The following is a 17,220-nucleotide window of genomic DNA, read 5'->3' as shown; positions in this document are numbered from 1 at the left end:
CAACCTGGCCGTATTCCCAGTCGATGCCGCCAGGTTGCGTTACCGGATACCACTCCTAACGCACCCGCCTACGCGACTTACGGATTCGCGGGGAGTGACGTGCGTTGCCTGCCGTTCGAGGAATTTAATTATGAAACCAATCATTGGTCTAAGCACAATTGTCGGCATTTCGTTAGTACTTACCGCCTGCACAACTGCAGCTGAATCTCCACCCGTCTCAACGACTCCAGTCATCGAGCATGTACACGGAATTGCTCAGGATCCACGATCTGACAACCTACTTGTCGCCAGCCACAATGGACTGTTTGCCGTCACACAAGATGGGGTCGTTAATGGGCCGCTCGGCGGGTACGACTTTGATGCGATGGGATTTGCTGTCGACGGTGAAACGCTCTTCGCTTCGGGGCATCCAGGCCTCAAAACCCCTTCCGAGCTTGGTTCTCCGAATCTTGGTGTGATTCGTAGCGATGATGTCGGAGAAAGCTGGGTACCCGTGGCTCTCACGGGGGTTGAAGACTTTCACGTGTTCACTGCGGGCCCCGGTGGGATGCTCTACGGAATCGGTTCAAGTCGGCCAGATCTCGTCAAGAGCACGGACGGCGGCGCGACTTGGAATCCACGAGGCATCATCGCCGCTGCAGACCTCGCTGCCACCGACGCAGGGTTGTACGCCGCAACTGAGTCGGGCCTGCAGCTCAGCACTGACGAAGGAAAAAGCTTCGTGATCGTCGATGACGCTCCGACGCTCTATCTTCTTGCTGTCACTTCTACTGGCACGTTGATCGGTGCGGGAGTGGACGGTTACCTCTGGTCACAGTTGGGGGATGGTAGCTGGGAACAGGGCGAATCACTGCCGGGCCCTGTTGAAGCCCTCGGTGTGACACGGAACGACCACCCGGTGTTAGTAGATGACCGAGGCATCGTCGAAGTCACTGCACAGGGCAGCACGGTTCGAAGCCCTGCAACGAGCCGATAACCAAACCGAGCATCATGTCCGACTCAAAGCATCCATTGACGAAGCCCGGCTGGTTTCTCACACTCGCATTAGTCGCAGCGTTAATCACGGCCGCAGCAAGTTACCTACTCACCACACTGTCCCTCTGACCTATGCATGCGTTTCTCCGGACTCTCCAAACTTTTCCAGGAGCACAACAGCATTGCGAAAGAACGCTATGACTACTCACTCACAAGCTCAGAACACTCACAAATTTCCCTCCCGACGCTCGCTTCGTGACACGGGAAGCCGATCACTGTCGAGTACATCTAAAAAGGAACTCAAGTCTCGAGGTCGCGGATTCTTGTTCGCCGCTTCTGCGGTGACAGCCGCCGGAGGGTTGATCATTTCGAGCGTCTTCCCGTTCTCCGGCAATTCGGGCTACGGAACGGCAGTCGCTGCAGCAGCCGTTCAGGATCAACGCCTCATCCTTGATAACGTTGCGTCTGACCCGGCAATCACGGCAATCGACGCACTTGCTGACGTTGAAGTATCTGAGGTCGTACCTGTGCCCGTGCAGAGGTCAACCGAGCAGGGTTTGTTCGACCCGTCCGCTCTGGAGAATTCAGAGGTTCGATACCCCTTCGACCAGCAGGTTCAACTGACCGATCCGTTTGGGTATCGCACTGCGCCGGTCGAGCAGTTTCATGATGCCCAAGACTTTGCAGCCGCGGGCGGGACGCCGATACGCGCCATCGCAAGTGGACAGGTAGTCGAGGCGGGGTTCTCCAATGATGGTTGCGGTTTCGGCCTGAAACTGCAGCATCGTGTGGACAATCAAACGCTCACCAGCCGGTACTGCCACATGGAATCAAACTCGCACAGCTACCAGGTCGGAGACACCGTCACGATCGGTGACCAGGCAGGGCGAGTAGGTAACACCGGGATGTCATTCGGGCCTCATCTTCATCTTGCGCTCCGCTTAAACGGGGAACCGATCGACCCTATGCCATATCTCGCAGATAAGTCGGTCAGTTGACTCGAGTGCATCGGGGCAACCGCCTCACAGCCGATGAGAGCAGCCAGCAAAGTCACCTCTCTCTTGGCTTGCCGTGTGATCGTTGCGGGCAGCGACATAGCTCGATACCGTGACGGTATGTCTGTAAGTCCAGGGGTTTCTTTGCAGCCTGATGAGCCGCATCGTGGTGGTCTTGCGAAGCGGTTGAATTGGCTTCGCGCTGGCGTGCTGGGCGCTAATGACGGCATTGTATCGACAGCGGCCATTGTCGTTGGTGTGGCGGCCGCAACTACAGAGACGTTGCCAGTATTGCTTGCCGGATCGGCTGCATTGGTTGGGGGAGCGGTCTCGATGGCGCTCGGAGAGTATGTGTCAGTATCGAGTCAGCGCGACTCGGAGCACGCGCTGATCGAGAAGGAGCGTCAAGAGCTCGCTGAGGATCCCGAGGGAGAGTTCACAGAGCTTGTTGGTTTATTTGAAGCTCGCGGTCTTAGCCGGAGCACTGCGACCCTTGCGGCCACCGAGCTAACCGAGAAGGATGCGCTGAGTGCACATCTCGCTGTCGAGCTCAACATTGACACAGACGACGTTGTAAGTCCGTGGCATGCTGCATTCGCTTCAGCGGTAGCGTTTTTTCTTGGTGCGCTTCTTCCGATGGCCACCGTGCTTTTCTTGCCCGAGCGTTCGCGATAATTGCACCAGCTGTGACTAGCGAGATGCGCACCTGCTTTCGGTCGGCGCCGAGTGTGCGGGCGATCGCGCGTATCGAGATGCCGCCGCCGTGCAGTTTCACTGCTTCAGCGGCATCCTCGATCGTGAGTCCGTGCTGGCGGCGCACGACATTGTTCCGGGTGAGGTGCTTCGAGACTGTTGCACGGTGCACACCATACTGACGAGCGAGCTGACCAACAGATACTCCAGCGAGGTAGTCGTCGACGAGTCGGTCAACCTGAATAGTGGTGAGAAAGGTTTGAGGATTTGCAATCCTCCTTACGACGGGCCCGCGAACGTCTTGAATCGGGGCGCTACCGACCCGAGGTGATACCCGGTAGACCCCTCGCTTCCAGCGGAATATCAGCGTTTCCAAGGAAGGTGCAGGGTTTGAGAACTGTCTACGCAGGGACCCCAAATGGGAGAGGTTCAAACCCTCGACAAGAGTAACCACTCTTTGTCCGGGTTGAACCTCTCCCTTCTTTTTCGCTTCAGCCGCCCAGTTCAGAGCGTTCATCTGCTCCTCCGTGTCGCAGAGCGCGCCGAAGGGTGTTTCGTACTCGACTCGAACATCACCCTCTTCCTCGATGAAGATCCGGTGGAAGAACGCCTGGTTGCAGAGTCGTCTGTTCGCGTCATCAGCACGCTGGTAGATGCTGACGATGTTGGCGAGTAACCCGAGTGAGTCGTCAAGGTTCGCGCGAGCTGACGCATACTCATCGTGGTGCGCTTCAAGCCGGTGCTGAATGTCACCGATCTGATTCGCGATGCGATCCTGCTCTTGCTTCAACAAATCAATTGGCACCGCACCCGCATAGTGGGCTTGCAGGAGTTTCATCCGCTCGTTATCAAGCCGGTCACGCTCGCTCGTGAGTCGCGAGAGTTCTTTCGTCTCGTTCGCCATGAGCGCGACGAAGTCGGCGTGAATCTTCCCTGCGAGGTCTTGCCGCATGCCTGGTGACACTTCAATCATCTCGTAGTACTTCTCGATGAAGTGGCCTGGTTCTTGTTCCGACCGGTTTCCCTGTCAGCCGGTCGGTGACAGAAGCGTCTCGGTTTCAGCGTAGTACGCCTGTTCGACCTCGATCGGAGTACGCATATCGAGTTCCCCGTGGAGCCGCTCATGGTTCCACCACCACACGTATTCGAGGGTCGCAAGCTCGACCTGCTCGACCGTCCGCCAGGGCCTTGCTGACGGATCAGTTCGGTCTTGTAGACCTTCATGGCGCCCAGCAGATCAACCAAGAAGCGACTCACAGCGCCCAAGTAGCTGGTGAGCCACAGAGAGGAGCTCCGAGCACGACTTGATCTAGGTCAAGGCTGAGGCTCTGCCAACACAATAGTCTGGGCCGTGAAGGCCAGGAACCTCCTGGTCGATCCCCGTTTCGGGGTGAAGCGAAAGGACTCATCATGGCGAACGCTACTGACACCACCCACACTCTGCTGCGCGCCGAGGGTTTCTCGTGCCCGTCGTGCGTGACCAAGATCGAGAAGCAGGTCGGAAAGCTCGATGGCGTCGAGAACGTGACGGTGCACTTCGCCTCGGGTCGCGTTGAGATCGACCACGATGAGACAAGAAGTTCCGTCGACGATCTCATTGCTGCTGTCGATAAGGCCGGCTATAAGTCGAAGGCCTCCGCGTTCTAGCCAAACGGCTCCTCACGCACTAGGTTCACCAATTCGAAAGGCGGCACATTCGTGAACGCGTTCCGTAAGTGGCGGTATGGCAACTGGTTCATTCCCGTTGTCTCGGGCCTCCTCATTCTCGTGTCGTTCGGCGTCGAGAAGCTCTTCGGCGGCAGCTGGAACGTCACGGTCGGTCCGCAATGGTGGATCGACGCTGGCGAACACGCCCACGGTTCTGGTCATGTGTTTACCCTTGCGAACGCGTTCATGCTCGCCGCAGCAATTGTCGCGGGGTACGGAATCGTCGTGAAGGCCGTCCGGGCACTGCTCGTAAAGTTCATCAGTATCGACCTGCTCGTATCGATTGCAGCGATCGGCGCGACACTCATCGGCAACTTCTGGGAAGCTGCCGCCGTGACGTTCCTCTTCGCGATCGGTCACGCACTCGAAGCCGGCACGATGAACAAGACCCGTGCAGCGCTCGCTGAGTTGGTCGCGGTGGCCCCCGACGTTGCAGTCGTGATGCGCGACGGTGAGCAGGTCGAGATCGCCGCACATCAGGTGCGCATGGGTGAGATCGTGCTCGTAAAGAACGGAGCGAAAGTTCCCGTCGACGGGCAGGTCGTGTCAGGCACCGGAGCGATCGACGAGGCATCGATCACGGGTGAGTCGATCCCTGTCGAAAAGACGAAGTCAGATCACGTGTTTGCGGGCACGATCTCGCGGGGCGGATTCCTACAGGTCATGGCGACCGGCATCGGAGCCGACACGACGCTCGCGCGCATCATTCACCGTGTCGAAGAAGCGCAGGATGCGAAAGCGAAAACGCAGGCATTCATCGACCGATTCTCGAAGTGGTACACGCCCGCGGTGATGGTACTCGCGCTTGCGGCGGGCCTCATCTCTGGTGACGTAGTGCTCGGCCTCACGTTGCTCGTGATCGGTTGCCCGGGCGCGCTCGTCATCTCGATTCCCGTGGCGATCGTAGCGGGAATCGGCCGCTCGGCCCGCAACGGGATTCTCATCAAGGGCGGCGAGTACCTCGAAACCTCGGCCAAGATCTCGGCCGTCGCAGTCGATAAGACGGGGACTCTCACCGAGGGCCGCCCGGTACTCACCGACATCGTTGTGCTCAATCCTGAAGCGGATCGGCGCGAGGTGCTTCGCTGGGCAGCCGCCGCAGAAGCAGGGTCCGAGCACCCACTTGCCCGCCCGATCCTCGACACCGCACGAGAAGAAGGAGTGGCCCCCGAGGGCCTTCCGGGATCGGTCACACCGGTCGTGGGCAAGGGGATCGTGGCCGACGCTCACGGCAAGCGGGTACTCATCGGTAACGTGCCGCTGCTCGAACAGTACGGGATCGTGAACGACGCGGGGGCGGCTGTGGCTGCGAACAAACTGGCAGCGGCAGGCAAGACCCCCATGATTGTCGCGGTCGATGAGAGCGTGCTTGGCGTAATCGGTGTCGCAGATACGATCCGCGAGGATGCCCCCGAGATGATCAGGCGCTTGCACGCTAGCGGGGTGCAGAAGGTGGTGATGCTCACCGGAGATACGCGCCTTGTCGCCGAAGCCATCGGTGAGGCGGTCGGTATCGATGAGATTCATGCTTCGTTGCTACCCGAGGACAAGCTCGACGCTGTCGCGCGGTTGCAGCGCGAGGGGCACACGGTCGCGATGGTGGGCGACGGCGTGAACGACGCCCCGGCCCTCGCGACGGCCGACATTGGTGTTGCCATGGGTGCAGCGGGCTCAGCGGTGGCCGTGGAGACGGCAGACATTGCCCTGATGGGCGACAACCTCTTGAAACTGCCCGAAGCAATCAGCCTCGCCAAACGCACCGTGAACGTCATGCGCCAGAACATCTGGATCGCGCTCATCACCGTTGTCGTGCTGCTCGTCGGGGTCTTCGCAGGGGGTGTCACGATGGCTATCGGCATGCTCGTGCACGAGGGATCGGTGCTCATCGTAATCCTCAACGCGATGCGCCTGCTGCGCAACACCCAAGGAGCCACTGCGTTGTCGAGGAGTGAACGCGCCCGAGCCGCACATGAAACAGGCCGCCCGGTCGAACCAGCCACGGCCCAGAGTTCATTCGAACTTCCATCTTAAGAAAGGACCACACACATGAGTGAGAACCAGTTCAGCGTCGGCGAGAAGGCGACGCACTTCATCATCGACGAGGTCGCGAAAGCAAACACGAATTTTCGTCAGGTGCTCTGGACGGGAAAGCATTCCCAACTCGTTGCGATGACGATTCCGGTGGGCGGGGAGATCGGCGACGAGGTGCATGACACCACCGACCAGTTGCTGAGTTTTGTGTCGGGCAGCGGAGAGGCCGACCTTGACGGCGAGACGCACACCGTTGATGCTGGCGACCTGTGCGCTGTCCCGGCCGGTACTCGCCACAACTTCCGCAACACTGGCGATGAGCCTTTGGTGCTCTACACCGTCTATTCACCTCCGGAGCACGCAATTGACGCGGAGTATGCCACGAAGGAACTCGCTGATGCGGCAGAGGCTTCTGGTGAAGACGCTCCGCCACAGGCAACCATGTAAGTGTCACTCACCTGGAGAATGAGGAGAAGTCAATAATGTCGAAAGCGCTGGTCTTCGCCGCCTATGGCGGCCCCGAGACGCAGGAACTCGTTGAACGCCCCGCTCCGGCGCCTGGGCCTGGAGAGCTCGCGATCGAAGTGAAAGCGGCCGGGGTGAACCCTGCTGACTGGAAGATCCGTGCGGGGCAGATGGGCTCCCACTGGCCGCTTCCCGCACCGATGGGCCGAGAGGCCTCCGGTGTCGTCACCGCCGTAGGCGCAGAGGTCGAGAACTTCGCTGTCGGTGACCTGGTGCTCGGCCTCGCGGCCAAAGGACAGGGAACGTTCGCGAAGCACACGGTGTTGGATGCGGCACAAACCGTCCAGAAGCCCGAAGAGCTTTCCTTTGCTGACGCTGCAGCACTGCCTGTCGCAGGGGCGACTGCGTATGACGTGACGCATCAGATCGAGCTGGAACCTGGTCAGACGATGCTGATTCTTGGCGCCGGAGGTGGGGTCGGGCTGATGGCGGCGCAGATCGGCAATGTGCACAAGTTCACGGTCATCGGTGTGGCCAGTGCAGCGAAGCAGGAACTGGTGGAGTCGACCGGTGCGACGTTCGTTGCCTCCGGGGAGGGTGCGGCTGACCGGGTGCGTGCCATCGCGCCGGAGGGTGTTGATGTGCTCATCGACCTGGTCGGTGGGCAGGCGCTTCGTGATCTCGCGGTCGTCGCCAAAGACCCGAGCGTCATCATCAGTACCGCAGACCCGACCACCGTGCAGCAACTCGGTGGCGTAGCGGTGGTGCGCACGCGTGAAGGGCTCGAGAAGGTCACCGGCGTCGCCCAGTACGGTCTCGTCGATCCGCAGGTGACGGACCGGTACAGTCTCGATCGGGCTGCGGAAGCCGTCGCCATGGTGGAGGCCGGGCACACTGCCGGCAAAGTGATCATCGAACCATGACCCAGCGGCCTGAGGCACCGACGGACGCCGTATTCACAGCAGCACGGACGTCTGATCCTGTGGCCTCAATACACCGGGTGGCCGATGCATACGGGTCGCCTGAGGTTGATATCGAGGGCATTCTCGGCGCCGAGGTCTCACCGGATGACCCTGACCGTGCGGTCATCGAGCCGTGGGCCGCGGCAGTCGATGGCCCCATTCTCGATGTCGGCGCGGGTACCGGGCGTTGGACCGGTCACCTCGCACGCCTCGGACACACGGTGGAAGGGCTCGAGCCATCGGATCGCCTCATCACGATTGCCCGAGCCAGACATCCCGCGGTTGTGTTCCATCACGATTCCATCGAAGATCTCGCCCGTTGCGAGACCCGCTGGGGCGGGATCCTCGCCTGGTATTCGACCATTCACATGAGCTCAGAAGAGCTCCTACACGCGCTCGCAACACTGCGCACTCGGCTGGGTGACGGCGGATCGCTGCTGATGTCCTTTTTCGCAGGGCCGCGGCTAGAGGCATTCGACCATCCGATCGCCGCCGCATACCGGTGGCCGATGAACAAAATGGTCGAAGCCCTCATCCACGCCGGGTTCGAGGTGATCGGGCAGCGCTCGAACCCGCGGACGCCACACGCGTACATCACTGCACGCGCCACCCCTGGCTTCAGCTGAAGCGCGTGTGTTGTGCCACGAGTCGCCATACGAGAAGGGAAGGGAAGGATGCCGTTGGCTGTTTCAACCGATGTGGATGCTGATCCAGCAAATGATCTCTGCGTGGCCCGTGTACCACTGTTTCAAGGGCTCACACATGCGCAGCAAGTGGAAGTTGCGGGATTTGCACGTACCGTCCGATTAGACGCTGTCGAGCAGGCGTATACAGCAGGCTCGGATATGTCGCAGTTGATGGTGGTGCACACCGGTCAGGTGAAGATCGCTCGTACAAGTGCGGCTGGGCACGAGCAGGTGATCCGGGTCCTCGGTCCGGGCGACTTCATCGGAGAATCCGCGTTTCTCACCGGCACGAGACCCGATCACGCAGCAGAAGCGCTCGTGCATACCGAACTGTGCGTGTTCCGTCATGCCGATCTCGGGCGTCTCGTCGAGAAGCATCCGAGCATCGGGCTGCGCATGCTGCAAGGAGTGAGTCAGCGCTTGGATGATACTGAGGCGCGGCTGGCTTCTGTCATCTCGGGAAACGTGAGCTCTCGTCTCGCCGATTACCTGCTCTCGCTCCCTGCGACGCCAGGGCCGCGAGGAGCCATCGACGTGACGCTGCCGCTCGCAAAGAAGGACATCGCTTCGCTCCTGTCCACGACACCAGAGTCCCTCAGTCGGCAACTTCGCAAACTCACCGACACCGGGGTGATCTCACAACAGGAACAGGGGCGGATCACGATCACTGATGTGACCGCACTCACCGCACTCTCAACCCTCACGAAGAGAGACTGAGAACAGCACCGTGCCAGCCCAGACCATCGCCCCACGTACCTCGGAAGCGTCACACGCAATGTCATCGACGGTGGAATTTCTTCGCAACCGCAAGCTCATGATGTTCGTGCTCGTCGGTTTGGCGACCGGGGTTATGCTCTGGCTGACCGGCGCAGAGATGGCTCTCGGGGTCACCGCATACTTGGTGCTCGGTATCGTGATCGTGATCACCGCGATCGACATGTTCAAAGATCTGATGCGCGGGCATTGGGGGCTCGACATTCTTGCGGTCATCGCCATGATCGCGACACTCGCCGTACAGGAATATGTCGCGGGGCTCATCATCGCGTTGATGCTCACCGGAGGGGAAGCGCTCGAAGACCTCGCCGCTCGCCGCGCGAGCCGAGAACTCGACCAACTGTTGAACCGAGCCCCAGCATTCGCGGGTCGAATTCACCCGGTAACAGGCGAGGTCGAACGTATCCCGGTCGATGAGGTCGCAGTCGGTGACGAACTGCTGGTGCGGTCATGAGAGATCCTCCCCGTCGACGGGGTACTGATATCTGATCACGCGACGATTGATGAATCGTCAGTGACTGGTGAGCCGATCCCGGCGAGCACCATGCGGGCGACCCGCTGCTTTCTGGCACGGTGAACAGCACCACGAGCTTCACGATGCGCGCGCAGAAGTTGGCAGTCGATTCGAACTATGCCTCGATCGTGCGACTGGTGGAGGAGGCCGTGGACTCCCGGGCGCCGATGGTCAGACTCGCTGACCGATATGCGATGCCGTTCACCATTGTTTCGCTGCTGATCGCCGGGTTTGCCTGGTTTTTTAGCGGCGATCCGGTGCGGTTCGCCGAGGTGCTCGTCGTGGCGACGCCATGCCCGCTGCTCATCGCCACCCCGGTCGCGTTTATGGGTGGGATGAGTTCAGCCGCAAAGCTGAACGTCATCATCAAAGACGGTGGCGTGTTAGAGGTGCTTGCCCGGGTTCGCTCGGCCGCGTTCGATAGAACAGGCACCCTGACCCAAGGCAAAGCCGACGTCGTCGACATTCACCCGTCCTCCCGCACCGCGACCGAAACGCTTCGCCTCGCAGCAGCCGCTGAGCAGTACTCCGTGCATGTGTTCGCCGACCCGATCGTGGCATCGGCACGCACACAGCAACTTGAGCTTCCCGAAGTGGTGACGGCTGACGAGGTGGCAACAAACGGTGTCCTCGCCTCCCTGGCAGACGGCACTTCGGTGCGAGTGGGCAAGCCCTCATTTATCGAAGAGGTGACCGGGCCGATCGATCGACCCGTACTCTCAGCTGGGGAGACGGCCGTCTACGTATCGGTCGGTGACGAGCTCGCCGGGGTGATCATCTTGTCCGACCCGATTCGTGAGCAGTCTGCAGACACGGTGTCCCGTCTTCGCCGAGCAAGCGTAGCCGAGATCGCGATGGTGACCGGTGATATCACGTCGACCGCGGAGTCTGTCGCACACGCGGTCGACATTCAGACGGTGCACGCTGAGACCACTCCCCAGACCAAGGTGCGGATTGTGCAGGCGATGCGGCCGAGACCCGTACTCATGGTCGGCGATGGGATCAATGATGCCCCGGTGCTGGCGGCCGCCGACGTCGGTGTTGCGATGGCGGGCAGGGGTGCAACGGTCGCGAGCGAGTCAGCAGCGGCGGTGATCACCTCGAACGACATCGCGCGAGTGGCAGATGTGGCCTATGTCTCGCGGCGCACGGTGCAGATCGCCCTGCAGTCGATCTGGATGGGCATCATCATCTCAGTCGGTTTGATGCTCGTCGCCGCATTCGGCTATTTGCCGGCGGTGGTGGGAGCGCTGCTGCAAGAGATTGTTGACCTTGTGGCCATTCTGTCGGCGCTCCGCGCGCTCCGAGCGCACCGGGGTGCGCGGCGCGAGGGCCCTGCTCGGCGGGAAGTGCCGGTAGGCTAACCCGCGAGGCCGACTCACACAGTCACGATCGGATCAGCCGGTTGACCGCGGCAGTGGCCTCCTGAATCTTCTCGTGGGCGGCCTCGTCGCTAAGCTTGGCGGCATCGAGCACACAGTGCTTCAGGTGGTCATCGAGCAGCCCCGTTGCCACCCCTGCAGCGAGCGGGTGAGCGCACTGACCTGGGTCAGAATATGGATACAGTAGTGCTCTTCGTCGATCATGTTCGCGATGCCCCGGGCCAAACCTTCGATTCGTTTCATGCGCTGCAGGTAGCGCTTCTTATCGCCGATATACCCGTGGTGCGACGCGTGCGATTCAGTGGTTGACGACATGTGCTGATCCTGGGCTGCGTGAGGTCAGTTCGTGCGTTCGAGCACGGCGCGAGTGCTGGCTTCTGGGCTGAGATCGATGCGGCGCAAGAGCTGGGCATTCAGCGCCACGACGATCGTCGACAGCGACATCAGAATCGCTCCGACCGACATCGGCAGCCCGAACCCGACGCGGGCGAGCACACCGGCGGCAAGCGGCACCGAAATCAGGTTGTACCCCGCCGCCCACCACAGGTTCTGTTTCATCTTGCGGTAGGCAGCACGTGAGAGTTCGATCACTGAGAGCACCGAACGCGGGTCAGAGCTGGCGAGGATCACCCCTGCCGACGCGATCGCCACATCGGTGCCCGCCCCAATAGCGACACCAACATCGGATTGCGCGAGGGCGAACCAGAACAGCCACCCTGCAGCCCGGTCGGCGATGCGCTGCGCCCGAGACGACGAGTTCTGTGCGTCGGCGACGAGTCGGTTGATGCCGGCAAGTGTCGTGTCGTCTCCGATGGCGGTGACTCTGACCCGCAGCCCGAATCGGTCGCGACCGTGCCGGCGGTCACCGCATCGCCCTCGCTGCGGGTCGCGGGGTGCGATTTGCCGGTGATCATCGATTCATCCATGGCCGCACGTCCGTCAACAATCATGCCGTCGGCCGGCACGCTGCCGCCCGGGCGCACGATCACGAGATCATCAACGCGCAACTCCGCCGGGCTCACCGTGACGGCCGTTTCACCCTCGACCCGCTCGGCTTCGTCGGGCAAAAGCGCCGCGAGGGAGTCGAGCGCAGAAGTGGTCTGGGCGAGCGAACGCATTTCGATGCAGTGCGCGAGCAGCATAATGACCACCAGCAGCGCGAGTTCCCACCAGAATTCGAGCTCGTGATGCAACAGCCCGAGTGTTGCGCCCCACGATGCGAGGAAGGCCACGGTGATGCCCAGGGCGATCAGCAGCATCATGCCCGGTTTGCGGGCCTTGATTTCGCTCACCGTGCCCGTCAAGAATGGGGAGCCGCCCCAGACATACATCACGGTGCCGATAACAGGTGCGATCCACGTGGCCCAGCCTGGTACTGAATAGCCGAGGATCATGGCAAACATTGGCGAGAACGCGACGACTGGCACCGCGAGCACGAGATTCACCCAGAACAGGCGCCGAAACTGTGCCACATGATCGCCGTGGCCGCCGTGACCGCAGTGGCCCATATGGCCAGCGTGACCACCGTGATCCTCGTGCCCAGTGCGCTCGTGAAGACAGGTTCGTCTTGATGGTGTCGAGCGTCTTGCGTCAGAGTCGGATCACATCGACAGCGCTCCGCAGATCGCCGCGCTACTGCCTTTACTCACCGACCTTCAATCAGTTCGCCTTCCGACCCAGACTTGTAGAACGAATGGCAGAAGCTGTTGAGAAGTACCAAGCGCTACTTTGCCGTGCGCCGGTCGAAAAAGGTTCGGTCAAAGTCTGACGGGTTGCAGAGGAGATCGAGTGCCGTCGCACTGGCGGCGTGACTAGAACTGTCACCTATCCGTGCAGCACTCCCGTCTGTGCGTTCGGCTCACTTAGCTGGACAGGCAGCACTTGAACTTGCTGGTCTTGATTCTGCCGAGTTGCCGACTTTTGCAACGGCAAGTGATGTAGATCCGGCAGCAGTAGTTCTGGTTACACCGTCCGAATGTCGAGCGTAGGGTGGCAGTTGGAAGTTGATTGGCCAGGCGTGATAAAGGCGGGACTTCTCAGGGAGAGTCACGTCGACAACATCAACCGTCTTGCGGACGTTGCCAAAGTCGGCAATTGGGAGGCGGTATTTCGTCTTCTTGATCGAGAGCGATTTCTGAACGTAAATCAATGGAGAATCGCTGGTGACTCTTGGTTCACACCACTTCACCAGGCAGCTTGGCTCGGCGCCTCATCGGAGGTCGTGGATGAACTCATCCGCCGCGGAGCATGGCGTTCGTTACGGAACGCTGAAGGCGATCGTCCAATCGTTATTGCTTTGAAACGCAATCATCAGCATCTTGCTGATGCTCTGACCGTGCGTGATCTGAGCGACAACGAGTTGCGAAAGTTTGCTGCATGGGACAAGCACCTATCTGAACTGATTCAGGAACGTACCGAGTCTTTGGAGCCCGTAAAGATTCGGCCAATCCCTTCCGAGATCATCGCGTTGGAGACATTGGACAATCTGTGCTTTTGTTATCCAGGTATGTACGGCGGCTTCTCGATGTCGATATTCACGGGTCGATTGCTGGTTGAGAGTTGGAGCCGAGTCGTTGGCGGTTCAGGCCAGGCCCATGTCATTACCGAGAGCGGTTGTGTGCTTGTCGAGGAAGGCTTCGTTTAAATTCTCATGGTCGAGGCTTGATCGACGAGTGCACCAGCTGCGACTAAGGAGATGCGAACCTGCTTACGGTCGACACCGAGAGTGCGTGAGATAGCGCGCATTGAGATGCCACCGCCGTGCAGTTTCACCGCCTCTGCGGCTTCCTCGATTGTGAGCCCGTGCTGACGGCGCACGACTTTGTTTCGGGTGAGGTGCTTCGAGACCGTCGCACGGTGCACACCATACTTCTGAGCCAGGTAACCGACGCTGAAACCAGCGAGGTAATCATCGACGAGACGGTCCACTTCAGAGGGGGTGAGAAAGGTTTGAGGTTTCCCAATCCTCCTGACGCAGGCCCCTCGAACGTCCTGAATTGGGGTGTTCTCGACCCGCTGAGACACCCGGTAGACGCCTCGTTTCCAGCGGGATATCAACGATTTCAGCATCGGGGTAGGGTTTGAAAACTCTCTACGCAGGAACCCCAAATGGGAGAGGTTCACACCCTCGACAAGAGTAACCACTCTTTGTCCGGTGTGAATCTCTCCTTGTTTCTTCACTTCGGCCGCCCAGTTCAGGGGTTACTGCTCTGCTTGCATGACGCGCTGGATGCGGTGGTCGAGGTCGTCGAGCTCGGCGAGCACCTCGGAGGCTGCCCAGACGCGATCCTTCTTTCGACCGGTGATCTCTTCAAGAAAGCCGGCGTCAACGAGCCGGTCGATGACGCGGTAGGCCTGGCTGGTGCTGGTACCCGAAGTCGCGGTGTCGATCTCGTGTACGGACATGACCGGGTGGTTGAAGAACGCGTCGATGAGGGTCTCTGCTACTGAGCCGGCGCGGGGCTTGAGATCCTGGCGCCACTCTTCAGGCATGGCCTCCAACCGCGCGATGGTGTCGCGGGATGCGGTGGCGGCCGCGCGCGCGGAATGGGCGAACAGGAGGATGAGGGGTGCGGGGTCGCCGAGACGGTAAGAGTCGAGGGCGGCGAAGTAATCGTCACGTCGGGCGAGTAGTCCGCTGGCGAGGGGGACGACGGCGTTCTTGGTGACACCTCGACGGCGCAGTACGGCGGACACGAGCGCGCGGCCGATGCGACCATTGCCGTCGGTGAAGGCGTGGATGGACTCGAATTGGGCGTGTCCGATCGAGGCTTGAACGAGGGCTGGTACGTCGTCGCGGTTGAGGTAGGCGATCAGGTCATCCATAAGCGCTTCGACGCGCTCGGGCGCGGGCGGCACGTACAGTGCTCCACGGGGGGAGTGGTCGCTGCCGCCGATCCAGTTCTGCATGTCCCGGATATGGCCGGCGTAGTGGGCCTCGTCGGGGTCGTCGACCATGAGCACGTGGTGCGCGCTGATGAAGTACGAAATCTCGAAGTGGCCTCGACCTACCGTGTTGATCAGCTCGTGGAGAGCACGGGAGGCTGCGACCATGCTGGTCGCGGACGTGTTGCCCTTGTTCCCGGCGATCGCTTTCGCGTAGTCGCGGGCAGTCGCGTGTATGCGCTCGATCTTGGAGGAGGCCGCCGATTCGGAGCGAATCATGAAGCGGCTGAGTGCGGCCGAGTGACCTTCGGCGTCGGTGTCGGCTTGGGCGACGGCCAGGAGCGCTTGCTCGGAGGCGACCATCTCTTCGAGCGACGGCTGATAGTCGAGCTCAGCGATGAAGGGTGGAATGGCGGCCTCTACGCTGCGCATCATCCGGTCTTCGCGGGTGCCCCCGCGAACCTGCTGCAGCCAGGGCAGGGGCTCGACCCCGTGCGCCGGCCACTTGGTGCTGGGGTCGCTGCTCATACATGCGATTCTACCGACACAAAATCGCGTTTGATTGGGATATATGCGAATTTCATCATTCGAAATCGCATTGAGGGTGCAGAATTGCGAGTATTTCGGCGTAGTCACCTGGGTGCTTCACTGCCGCCTTGATCGCATGAGGATTCGCACGGCTCCTCGGCTGCGGAGGTAACGAAACTGCACGCATCGGGGCCTCGGAATGCTTCAGGATCTCGAAGGTGAAAAGGCTGCCGGGATCTTCCGTGCGCTATTCGACGATGCGGGTACCCTCGAACGTCATTGCCTCATACGTTTCGCCCTCGAGTGTTACCGTGGCTGATCCAGAAATCTGGTGTCTCTTGTCGTCTTGTGTGGACCAATCGACCTGCATCGGCATTTCTACCTCCAGGTCAGCCGCTGCGGTGCAGGTTGCAGAAGCGAGCTCCTCGTCGTAATCGCAGTTCCATAGGTCGCCATCAGCTTCTGATTGAAGCGTGAGTGTGGTGAGGCTCGTCTTCGTGATGTCGAAAACTCCGTCTGCCGGGGGCGCACCCCAGATGTAGTCCTGGACAGTCACTTCGTAACGACCGGTGACGACATCAATCGGGGTAACGTACCCACCGCTTGCACTGTCGCCCAACGAGATACCGCCGCCGACGCGACCATCGGCGGTGGTTGTCATGCATCCCGAAAGTCCTGCGATGGCGACGCATGCAACGAGCAACCCGACGGTTCCACGGGGGAGCGGAATGTGCTGCATTTTGATCCTTTGTTGTGTGAGTGTGACGAATGACAGAAGCCGAGTCGACATCACTCAAGCCTAGCCATAGCCGACGCATAGTGCTCGGCTAGATGCCCTGGTGGTCGAGTGACTTATCGTGCGGGGCGCTGGCCGTGCAGGGACGCACCGATTCCCGAGGTGGGCGGTGGGTCTTACTCGGAGAGGCCCTCGATCAGCGCGGGCCCGTCGCCGCGCAGCGGTGCGACCGGGTATTCGAAGAGGTCGTCAGCGATTGGCGCCGCGGCAGCCGACACGGCTTGTACGAGGGCGTGGTCGCCGGTGATGTCTGGGTCGATCCACTCGTTCACGAACTCGTCGGCAAGGAATACGGGCATACGGTCGTGCAGCGGCTGCATCACGCCGGCCGAGTCGCGGGTGAGGATCGTGGCAGTGAGGTGCCACCCGTGATCATCGTCGGCGCCGGGCTCGTGCCACCACGACATCAGCCCTGCGAGGGTCAGGAGTTTTTCTGGGCCGAAGATCGCGTGCGGAACGCGTGCCGTTTTCGGGCCGGTCCACTCGTAGAACCCAGAGACGGGAATCGCGCAGCGGCGGTTCTTCACTGCAGCTTTGAACGAGGGCTTCTCGGCGGCGGTTTCGGAGCGGGCGTTGAAGGTCGGGAATTTCGTCTTCAGTTCCTTCGACCAGACGGGCACGAGTGACCAGTACGCGGTCTCGAACTTCTTCTCGCCGGTCTTGTGGTCGGTGTATGCGACCGGGATCTGTTGGGTGGGTTTCACGTTCCAGGAGGATGCGGCGCCCGCTGGCGCCCCGGTGATCCACGCGGCCAGCTCGGTGTCGGTTGCCGCGGGGATCATTTCTTCGTAATCAACGATGACTCGACCGCACATAGTCTGCAGCGT

Annotated in this window: 14 protein-coding genes and 4 pseudogenes; 11 read left to right on the top strand and 7 right to left on the bottom strand. The window is 60.7% G+C overall.

Features of this window, described 5'->3' with window-relative positions:
* Nucleotides 1-130: 130 nt before the first annotated feature.
* The 3 genes and pseudogenes from ACTNFJ_RS06085 to ACTNFJ_RS06075 form a co-directional block, all read left to right on the top strand.
* Nucleotides 131-976 (top strand): F510_1955 family glycosylhydrolase, encoded by an 846-nt coding sequence (locus ACTNFJ_RS06085; RefSeq protein ID WP_435907426.1) that lies wholly within the window; start codon nt 131-133, stop codon nt 974-976.
* 322 nt (nt 977-1,298) lie between these two features.
* On the top strand, nt 1,299-1,973 hold the full coding sequence (locus ACTNFJ_RS06080) for a M23 family metallopeptidase (protein ID WP_435907427.1): 675 nt from the start codon (nt 1,299-1,301) through the stop codon (nt 1,971-1,973).
* 117 nt (nt 1,974-2,090) lie between these two features.
* Nucleotides 2,091-2,642, top strand: a pseudogene (locus tag ACTNFJ_RS06075) (VIT1/CCC1 transporter family protein); the annotation flags it as partial.
* A gap of 1,048 nt (nt 2,643-3,690) precedes the next feature.
* Here the strand turns inward: ACTNFJ_RS06075 and ACTNFJ_RS06070 are convergent.
* Nucleotides 3,691-3,804, bottom strand: a complete 114-nt coding sequence (locus ACTNFJ_RS06070) for a hypothetical protein (RefSeq protein WP_083775112.1) — start codon at nt 3,802-3,804, stop codon at nt 3,691-3,693.
* 269 nt (nt 3,805-4,073) lie between these two features.
* On the opposite strand from ACTNFJ_RS06070, the gene ACTNFJ_RS06065 reads away from it, so the two are divergent.
* The 7 genes and pseudogenes from ACTNFJ_RS06065 to ACTNFJ_RS06035 all read left to right on the top strand — a co-directional run bounded on the left by ACTNFJ_RS06065 (nt 4,074) and on the right by ACTNFJ_RS06035 (nt 11,166).
* A complete protein-coding gene (locus tag ACTNFJ_RS06065) occupies nt 4,074-4,310 on the top strand; it encodes a heavy-metal-associated domain-containing protein (protein WP_017791819.1) in 237 nt (78 codons plus the stop codon).
* A gap of 51 nt (nt 4,311-4,361) precedes the next feature.
* A complete protein-coding gene (locus ACTNFJ_RS06060) occupies nt 4,362-6,401 on the top strand; it encodes a heavy metal translocating P-type ATPase (protein WP_435907428.1) in 2,040 nt (679 codons plus the stop codon).
* A 15-nt stretch (nt 6,402-6,416) separates the two neighbouring features.
* The gene (locus ACTNFJ_RS06055) at nt 6,417-6,848 is read left to right on the top strand and encodes a cupin domain-containing protein (protein ID WP_435907429.1); all 432 of its coding nucleotides are present in this window, start codon (nt 6,417-6,419) and stop codon (nt 6,846-6,848) included.
* Between the two features lie 35 nt (nt 6,849-6,883).
* Complete coding sequence (locus tag ACTNFJ_RS06050; RefSeq protein ID WP_435907430.1) at nt 6,884-7,789, top strand: NADP-dependent oxidoreductase; 906 nt, start codon at nt 6,884-6,886, stop codon at nt 7,787-7,789.
* Nucleotides 7,786-8,454 (top strand): class I SAM-dependent methyltransferase, encoded by a 669-nt coding sequence (locus tag ACTNFJ_RS06045; RefSeq protein WP_435907431.1) that lies wholly within the window; start codon nt 7,786-7,788, stop codon nt 8,452-8,454. The genes ACTNFJ_RS06050 and ACTNFJ_RS06045 overlap by 4 nt, the downstream gene beginning before the upstream one ends.
* Nucleotides 8,455-8,502: 48 nt before the next feature.
* Nucleotides 8,503-9,231 (top strand): Crp/Fnr family transcriptional regulator, encoded by a 729-nt coding sequence (locus ACTNFJ_RS06040; RefSeq protein WP_026139334.1) that lies wholly within the window; start codon nt 8,503-8,505, stop codon nt 9,229-9,231.
* Nucleotides 9,232-9,289: 58 nt separating this feature from the next.
* Nucleotides 9,290-11,166, top strand: a pseudogene (locus tag ACTNFJ_RS06035) (heavy metal translocating P-type ATPase).
* A 22-nt stretch (nt 11,167-11,188) separates the two neighbouring features.
* On the opposite strand, the pseudogene ACTNFJ_RS06030 reads toward ACTNFJ_RS06035, so the two are convergent.
* Nucleotides 11,189-11,499 (bottom strand): annotated as a pseudogene (locus ACTNFJ_RS06030) (metal-sensitive transcriptional regulator).
* Nucleotides 11,500-11,523: 24 nt separating this feature from the next.
* A pseudogene (locus tag ACTNFJ_RS06025) lies at nt 11,524-12,692 on the bottom strand (P-type ATPase actuator domain-containing protein).
* Between the two features lie 467 nt (nt 12,693-13,159).
* On the opposite strand from ACTNFJ_RS06025, the gene ACTNFJ_RS06020 reads away from it, so the two are divergent.
* Nucleotides 13,160-13,828, top strand: a complete 669-nt coding sequence (locus ACTNFJ_RS06020; RefSeq protein WP_435907432.1) for an ankyrin repeat domain-containing protein — start codon at nt 13,160-13,162, stop codon at nt 13,826-13,828.
* Here the strand turns inward: ACTNFJ_RS06020 and ACTNFJ_RS06015 are convergent.
* The 4 genes from ACTNFJ_RS06015 to ACTNFJ_RS06000 all read right to left on the bottom strand — a co-directional run bounded on the left by ACTNFJ_RS06015 (nt 13,825) and on the right by ACTNFJ_RS06000 (nt 17,208).
* On the bottom strand, nt 13,825-14,112 hold the full coding sequence (locus ACTNFJ_RS06015; RefSeq protein WP_435907433.1) for a hypothetical protein: 288 nt from the start codon (nt 14,110-14,112) through the stop codon (nt 13,825-13,827). The two genes, ACTNFJ_RS06020 and ACTNFJ_RS06015, sit on opposite strands and share 4 nt — an antisense overlap.
* A gap of 273 nt (nt 14,113-14,385) precedes the next feature.
* Complete coding sequence (locus ACTNFJ_RS06010; protein ID WP_435907434.1) at nt 14,386-15,597, bottom strand: Fic family protein; 1,212 nt, start codon at nt 15,595-15,597, stop codon at nt 14,386-14,388.
* A 247-nt stretch (nt 15,598-15,844) separates the two neighbouring features.
* Complete coding sequence (locus tag ACTNFJ_RS06005; protein WP_444711800.1) at nt 15,845-16,336, bottom strand: hypothetical protein; 492 nt, start codon at nt 16,334-16,336, stop codon at nt 15,845-15,847.
* A gap of 173 nt (nt 16,337-16,509) precedes the next feature.
* Nucleotides 16,510-17,208, bottom strand: coding sequence for an SOS response-associated peptidase (locus ACTNFJ_RS06000; RefSeq protein WP_435907436.1), 699 nt, complete (start codon nt 17,206-17,208; stop codon nt 16,510-16,512).
* Between the last annotated feature and the right edge of the window lie 12 nt (nt 17,209-17,220).

Origin of the sequence: Leucobacter shiyiweii, from assembly GCF_052446065.1 — a bacterium.
In the GTDB taxonomy this organism is placed as follows: Bacteria; Actinomycetota; Actinomycetes; order Actinomycetales; family Microbacteriaceae; genus Leucobacter.
This window is presented reverse-complemented; position numbering and strand designations above follow the sequence as displayed.

Excerpts from the sequence above, each read along its gene's own strand:
- ACTNFJ_RS06085 (WP_435907426.1), top strand. The coding sequence starts at position 131 with ATGAAACCAATCATTGGTCTAAGCACAATTGTCGGCATTTCGTTAGTA.
- ACTNFJ_RS06065 (WP_017791819.1), top strand. The coding sequence starts at position 4,074 with ATGGCGAACGCTACTGACACCACCCACACTCTGCTGCGCGCCGAGGGT.
- ACTNFJ_RS06055 (WP_435907429.1), top strand. The coding sequence starts at position 6,417 with ATGAGTGAGAACCAGTTCAGCGTCGGCGAGAAGGCGACGCACTTCATC.
- ACTNFJ_RS06050 (WP_435907430.1), top strand. The coding sequence starts at position 6,884 with ATGTCGAAAGCGCTGGTCTTCGCCGCCTATGGCGGCCCCGAGACGCAG.
- ACTNFJ_RS06045 (WP_435907431.1), top strand. The coding sequence starts at position 7,786 with ATGACCCAGCGGCCTGAGGCACCGACGGACGCCGTATTCACAGCAGCA.
- ACTNFJ_RS06040 (WP_026139334.1), top strand. The coding sequence starts at position 8,503 with ATGCCGTTGGCTGTTTCAACCGATGTGGATGCTGATCCAGCAAATGAT.
- ACTNFJ_RS06020 (WP_435907432.1), top strand. The coding sequence starts at position 13,160 with ATGTCGAGCGTAGGGTGGCAGTTGGAAGTTGATTGGCCAGGCGTGATA.
- ACTNFJ_RS06010 (WP_435907434.1), bottom strand. The coding sequence starts at position 15,597 with ATGAGCAGCGACCCCAGCACCAAGTGGCCGGCGCACGGGGTCGAGCCC.
- ACTNFJ_RS06005 (WP_444711800.1), bottom strand. The coding sequence starts at position 16,336 with ATGCAGCACATTCCGCTCCCCCGTGGAACCGTCGGGTTGCTCGTTGCA.
- ACTNFJ_RS06000 (WP_435907436.1), bottom strand. The coding sequence starts at position 17,208 with ATGTGCGGTCGAGTCATCGTTGATTACGAAGAAATGATCCCCGCGGCA.